This is a genomic window from Plasticicumulans acidivorans (genome assembly GCF_003182095.1).
In the GTDB taxonomy this organism is placed as follows: Bacteria; Pseudomonadota; Gammaproteobacteria; order Competibacterales; family Competibacteraceae; genus Plasticicumulans; species Plasticicumulans acidivorans.
This window is the reverse complement of sequence record NZ_QGTJ01000016.1, coordinates 37,161-43,434: the sequence shown is the minus strand read 5'-3', so window position 1 is coordinate 43,434 and position 6,274 is coordinate 37,161. Positions and strand designations below refer to the sequence as shown.

Below are 6,274 nucleotides of genomic sequence, written 5' to 3'. Positions count from 1 at the left end.
GGCCGCCCGGCGATGATGATCAGGTCGCCCGCCTGCAGGCCGGCCGTCATCTCATCGAAGTCGTTCCAGCCGGTCGGCACGCCGGTGATCGGGTCATCGCGCTCGAACAGCGTGTCGATGCGATCGATTGCCTTGGTCAGCAAGTCCTTGATCGGTTGGAAGCCCTGATTCTGCCGATTGCCCTGCTCGGCGATCGCGAACACCTGGCGCTCGGCCTCGTCGAGTAACTCCTTGCTGTCGCGGCCTTCAGGGGCAAAAGCGCGTGCCGCGATATCGGTGCCGACACGGATCAGCTGACGCAGCACCGAGCGCTCGCGCACGATATCGGCATAGGCGCGGATGTTGGCAGCACTCGGTGTATCGCGCGCAAGCCGCGCCAGATACGGCAGGCCGCCGGCGTCGTCGAGCAAATCATGGTTCGCCAGCCATTCCGACAGCGTCACCACGTCAAGCGGCGAGCCCTTTTCCGCGAGCAGTTTGACTGCACGGAAAATCAGCCGATGGTCGGCGCGGTAGAAATCCTCTTCACCGACGCGGTCGGCGACGTGGTCCCAGGCCGCATTGTCGAGCAGCAGGCCGCCCAGCACCGCCTGTTCGGCTTCGTTGGAGTGCGGGGGGATGCGCAGGGCATCCGTTTCAGCGTCTGCCGTTTCGGGCGCGAACGATTGCACAGCCGAACCTCGTGACTGAACGGAACCTTGCCGGAGCGCCGATCGTCAGCGATCCACCGGGCCATGTCGACCAACGCATACGGCCCGAGCGCTCCCAAAATAGAGCGCCCGGGCCGCAGCCGGTGGCTATCGCCCGAGTTACTCGGCGATGACGTTGATGTGCAGCTTGCAGTTGACGTCGGTGTGCAGATGCACGTCGACCTCATACTCGCCGACCTGCCGCACCGGGCCTTCCGGCATGCGCACTTCGGAGCGGGCCAGTTCATAACCGGCGGCGGTCACCACATCGGCGATGTCGGCCGGGCCGATCGAGCCGAACAGACGCCCTTCGGCACCCGCCTTGGCCGCCATTGTCACCAGCAGGTCGGCAAGCTGATCGCGACGCGCCTGCGCCTTGGCCAGCGCATCGGCAGCAGCAGCTTCGAGCTCGGCACGGCGGGCTTCGAAACGGGCCACGTTCGCAGCCGTCGCCTCCGTCGCCTTACCCTTCGGAATCAGGAAATTGCGGCCATAGCCATGGCGGACGGTGACGCGATCACCGAGGTTGCCAAGGTTTTCAACCTTCGTAAGCAGAATCACTTCCATCGTCGGAACTCCGAAAATCTTTACAAATCATCGTTAAACGCCTGACAACCTCATCCGCTCCTGGCAGCGCGCGCACGCAGGTCAGCCCAGCTGTCGACCAGCGCAAGGACACAGAGCCCGAGCACTACCTGTGGCGCCGCAACCAGCAGCGCGCCATACAGCACACCGAGTGGCCACGCTTTCCAGCCTTTTGCCGCGATCGTGCCGTGCACGACCGCCAGCCCCTGCAGTACCAGAGCCATCGCCAGCGGCAGGCCGAGATTAACCAGCCACGGCAGACCGCTGAGCACTGCACCGAGCCACACCGCGATCGCGACCAAGGCCATGCTGCGCCCCAGCCGCAGACCGTGGAACTCCTGCTGAAAGCCCCCCGGATTGAACAGCTGTGCCTGCCACCAGCGACCGATCAACAGTGCCAGCAAGGCGGACAACACCAGGTTCGCTGCGATCGCGCCTGGCATCAGCGGCGCAAGCCAGGTCAGCAGATCGTGCAGGCCGCTGGACGCCGGATCGATTCCGGCCTCGCTGAAAGCGGGCTCAAGCACCGATGTCAGCCATTGCTGCCACCACACCGCCGGATCACCCAACGCCGCGTAGAAGCCGCCGACCACCACCCAGCCAGCCGCGGCCGCGACGAGCACAGCCACCGCCAGAGATACCGTCGCGCGCAACACCGCAGCGAGCATCAGCACCGGCAGCCAGAACCCGGGCAGCACCCCTGCGACCGGACCGGCATGCCCGAACAGCAGATAGCCCAGCAACAGGCTGACCGCTGCGGCCAGCGCGAGCACCACAGTCCCTTCACTGAGACCGCGCCGCAAGGTCACGAGCGCCAGAGCGGCGCCCGATAACAGCAGCAACGGCGGCAACAGCAGCGACAGGAGCATCGTCGCCAGCACGATCAGGGCAGCTTGCGAGCGCCCCGCCATGACTCGCGAAGCGAGAGCTTTCATCAGGATGGCTTCGGTGGCAGCGCCCGGTTCAGGAGCGGAAAAAAGTCATCAGTGGCGATCGGTGTACGGCAGCAGTGCCAGGAAGCGCGCGCGCTTGATCGCAGTCGCCAGCTGGCGCTGGTAGCGCGCCTTGGTACCGGTGATGCGGCTCGGCACGATCTTGCCGGTTTCGCTGATGTAGTTCTTCAGCGTGGCGAGATCCTTGTAATCGATCTCGGTGACGCCTTCGGCGGTGAAACGGCAATACTTACGGCGACGGAAAAAACGGGACATGACTCGACCTCTCGGATTCGGCTGCGATCTTATTCGTCATCCGACGCATCAACGTCGGCGGCGACTTCATCATGACGAGACTCGCGCTCTTCACGCCCCTCACGGGACTTGGCCAGCGGCGACGCCTCGGTGTCCGCACCCGGACGGTTGACGATGAGATTGCGCAGCACCGCATCGTTGAAGCGGAACGCACTGACCAGCTCTTCGAGCACCATCTGGCTGCACTCGATGTTCATGAGCACATAGTGAGCCTTGTGCACCTTGCTGATCGGGTAAGCGAGCTGGCGACGGCCCCAGTCTTCGAGACGGTGGATCTGGCCACCGTCGCTCTCGATCATCGAACGATAACGCTCGATCATCGCAGGAACCTGTTCGCTCTGGTCGGGATGGACCAGGAAGACAACTTCATAGTGACGCATTGATGCTCCTTTCGGATCACAAAAGCCACCCGATGGTACCGGTGTGGCAAGGAGTGCGGCCCGGACGGACCGCAAAAACGGCGAATTGTAGAGTGTGCCCGACAGGTCGGCAAGCCTGGCGCGAGTTCAGCCGGCTCGACGCTGGCGCACCGCTTCGAACAGAAAAATGCCGGTGGCGACCGATACGTTGAGGCTTTCGACCTGACCGGCCATCGGGATGCGCGCCAGGTAGTCGCATTCGTCGCGGGTCAGGCGGCGCATGCCTTTGCCTTCGGCTCCCAGCACCAGCGCGCTGGCGCCGCGCAGATCCATCGCGTACAGGTCCCGCTCCGCCTCGCCGGCAGCACCGACCAGCCAGATGCCGCGCTCCTTGAGTTCGCGCAGCGTGCGCGCCAGGTTCGTCACCTGGATGAAAGGCACGCTCTCGGCGGCACCGCAGGCAACCTTGCGTGCGGTCGGCGTCAGGCCGGCGCTGCGATCGGCCGGGGCGATCACCACATGCACGCCGGCGGCATCCGCCGAACGCAGGCAGGCACCGAGGTTGTGCGGGTCCTGTACACCGTCGAGCACCAGCAGCAGCGGCGGCCCGTCGATCGCGGCCAGCACGCTGTCGAGGTCGTCTTCGCTCCAGGCCCGCGCCGGCGCCCTGCAGCGTGCAAACACGCCCTGATGACGGGCGCCGCCGCTGAGGCGGTCGAGCGCCTGACCGTCCTCCATATGCACCGGCACGCCAGCAGTCTCGGCCAGCTCCAGCACCTCGCGCAGACGTGCATCGCGTCGCTTGCGGTCCACCCACAGACCGACGACGCGCTCCGGCTCATGTTTGAGGGCGGCGCTGACCGCGTGCAGGCCGTAGACGATTTCTTCACTCATGCCATTCATCTCCGGCGCTTGCGCCGTGGTTTGTCATTGCCTGCCGTCCGCGTGCGCTCAACCTTGCGCTTGCCCGGCCGCGGGGACGGCTTGTCGGCACGCGCCCGCCCCTGCGGTGCCGAGGTGCCGGCATCACTGTCGACCAGCTCGAAGTCGATCCGGCGATCGTCCAGATCGACGCGGGCAACGCGCACCTCCACCGGATCCCCGAGGCGGAACACCCGCCCGGAGCGCTCCCCGACCATGCGGAAAGCGAGCGGATCGAACTGGTAGTAGTCATTCGGCAGGTTGCTGATGTGCACCAGCCCTTCGACGTAGACCTCCTTGAGCATGACGAAGACACCGAACGCGGTGACGGCGGACACCGTGCCGGCGAAGACCTCGCCAACCTTGTCCAACATGTACTCGCACTTGAGCCATTCGACGGCGTCACGGGTGGCGTCATCGGCACGGCGCTCGGTCATCGAGCAGTGCTCACCGAGCTCCGCCATGCGCTCGCGGCTGTACATGTAATTCTTGATCCGGCCATCGGCGAGGATGTGCTTGAGCGCGCGATGCACCAGCAGATCCGGGTAACGGCGGATCGGCGACGTGAAATGCGCGTAGGCCGGCAGCGCGAGTCCGAAGTGGCCGGCATTGACCGGGCTGTACACCGCCTGCGACAACGAGCGCAGCATCACGGCCTGGATCATCGCGAAATCGGGGCGCAGCTGAATCGCTGCGAACAGTCGCGCATAGTCCTCGCTGCCTGGTTCGTCGCCACCACCGAGGTACAGGCCAAGGCCCTTGAGGAAACCTCGCAGCTTCTCAAGCTTGGCCGTGCGCGGCCCTTCGTGCACACGAAACAGAGCCGGGATGCGTTTCTTTTCCAGCCACTGCGCGGCGGCGACGTTCGCCGCGATCATGCATTCCTCGATCAGCTTGTGCGCGTCGTTACGCTGCGCCGGCACGATGCGTTCGATCTTGCGCTCGGGGCCGTACTCGATCTCGGTTTCCTCCGTCTCGAAATCGATCGCCCCGCGCCGCTCGCGGGCGCCACGCAACACCTGATAGAGCTCGTACAGCCGCTCAAGCGGTGCCAGCAGCGAGGCAAACTGGGCACGCAGAGACTCGTCGCGGTCGACGAGAATGGCCGCCACGGCGTCATAGGTGAAGCGCATGTGCGAACGCATCACCGCCTCATGAAAGCGCGAACGCACGATCTCGCCATTGGCATCGATGCTCAGCTCGCAGACCATGCACAGACGATCGACATGCGGATTCAGCGAGCACAGGCCGTTCGACAAGGCTTCCGGCAGCATCGGGATGCAGCGGTCCGGGAAATACACCGAGGTACCGCGCAGACGCGCCTCATCATCGAGCGGCGCCCCCGGCTTCACGTAATGGGCGACGTCAGCGATCGCCACGTACAGGCGGAAGCCGCCACCGCGTTTTTTCTCGCAGTACACAGCGTCATCGAAATCGCGGGCGCTGATGCCATCGATGGTCACCAGTGGTTTGCTGCGCAGATCGAGGCGCCCTTCCAGCGCGCTGGCCGGCACCTCGGCACCGAACGCCTGCGCCTCGGCGAGCACCTCACTCGGGAAATGATCGGGAATGCCGTGGTTGACGATGGCGATCTGCACTTCCATGCCCGGCGCCATGTGATCGCCCAGCACTTCGCGCACGCGCGCGATGGGCATGCTGTTGCGCGTCGGCTGCTGGATCAGCTCGGCCACCACGATCTGCCCCGGACGGGCATCGCCTTTTTCGGCAGGTGGCACCAGAAAATCGTGGGCGGCAAGGCGGCGATTATCGGGGACGACATAACCGATGCCGTTGTCCTCGACGTAGCGGCCAACCAAGCGCTGCGTGCCGCGCTCCAGAATCTCGACCGTCGAACCTTCGCGCCGGCCGCGGCGATCGATGCCGGTGACACACATGACGACACGGTCGCCATGCAGCAGCTGACGCATCTCGTGCGCCGGGATGAACAGATCCTCACCGCCCTCATCAGGGACCAGGAAGCCAAAACCTTCCGGATGGCCGATCACGCGGCCGCGGATCAGGTTCATCTTCTCGATCGGGCCGTAGCCGCCCCGACGGTTGCAGACGATCTGGCCATCGCGCGTCATCGCGCGCAAGCGGCGCAGCAGGGCTTCAGCTTCCCACTCGTCTACACGCCACTCGCTGCACAGAGCTTCCCAGCTCAGCGGCTCGTCGTGGGCTTCGAGGGTCTGGAGAATGAACTCCCGGCTGGGCCCGGCCCGGCCGTATTTGGCTTTTTCGCGCTGGTAATGGGGGTCGAGGTGATGCCAGGAATTACGTGATTTGGAAACCATGGATGAATGCTACCGCGATAGTGAGCTCGGCGCTCCAGGCCGGCACAACCGCCCTTGCGGTCCTCCGGCTCGCGGCCAAGCGAAAACGTCAGAATACAGCGGGTGTGTTTGACACCTGACAAGCGCATGCGTATAGTCCGCGCACTTCGCAGCCCCCCTCTCCGGGACGGCCGTCGAAT

At 64.9% G+C, this 6,274-nt stretch carries 7 protein-coding genes; all 7 read right to left on the bottom strand.

Annotated elements, in window-relative coordinates:
* A partial coding sequence (locus C7443_RS18975) for a DnaB-like helicase N-terminal domain-containing protein (protein ID WP_281279430.1) occupies positions 1–671 on the bottom strand: 671 nt, incomplete at its 3' end.
* Positions 672–809: 138 nt separating this feature from the next.
* Entirely contained in the window at positions 810–1,256 is a 447-nt protein-coding gene (gene rplI / locus C7443_RS18970; RefSeq protein WP_110020514.1) for a 50S ribosomal protein L9, read from the bottom strand.
* Positions 1,257–1,306: 50 nt separating this feature from the next.
* Positions 1,307–2,209, bottom strand: a complete 903-nt coding sequence (locus C7443_RS18965) for a hypothetical protein (protein WP_146213349.1) — start codon at positions 2,207–2,209, stop codon at positions 1,307–1,309.
* Between the two features lie 48 nt (positions 2,210–2,257).
* Positions 2,258–2,482, bottom strand: coding sequence for a 30S ribosomal protein S18 (gene rpsR / locus C7443_RS18960; protein ID WP_110020510.1), 225 nt, complete (start codon positions 2,480–2,482; stop codon positions 2,258–2,260).
* A gap of 29 nt (positions 2,483–2,511) precedes the next feature.
* Positions 2,512–2,901, bottom strand: a complete 390-nt coding sequence (rpsF, locus tag C7443_RS18955) for a 30S ribosomal protein S6 (protein ID WP_110020508.1) — start codon at positions 2,899–2,901, stop codon at positions 2,512–2,514.
* Between the two features lie 126 nt (positions 2,902–3,027).
* A complete protein-coding gene (gene rlmB / locus C7443_RS18950; RefSeq protein ID WP_110020506.1) occupies positions 3,028–3,774 on the bottom strand; it encodes a 23S rRNA (guanosine(2251)-2'-O)-methyltransferase RlmB in 747 nt (248 codons plus the stop codon).
* Positions 3,775–3,779: 5 nt separating this feature from the next.
* Positions 3,780–6,095: a ribonuclease R gene (gene rnr / locus C7443_RS18945; RefSeq protein ID WP_110020504.1), complete on the bottom strand. Its 2,316-nt coding sequence runs from the start codon at positions 6,093–6,095 to the stop codon at positions 3,780–3,782.
* Between the last annotated feature and the right edge of the window lie 179 nt (positions 6,096–6,274).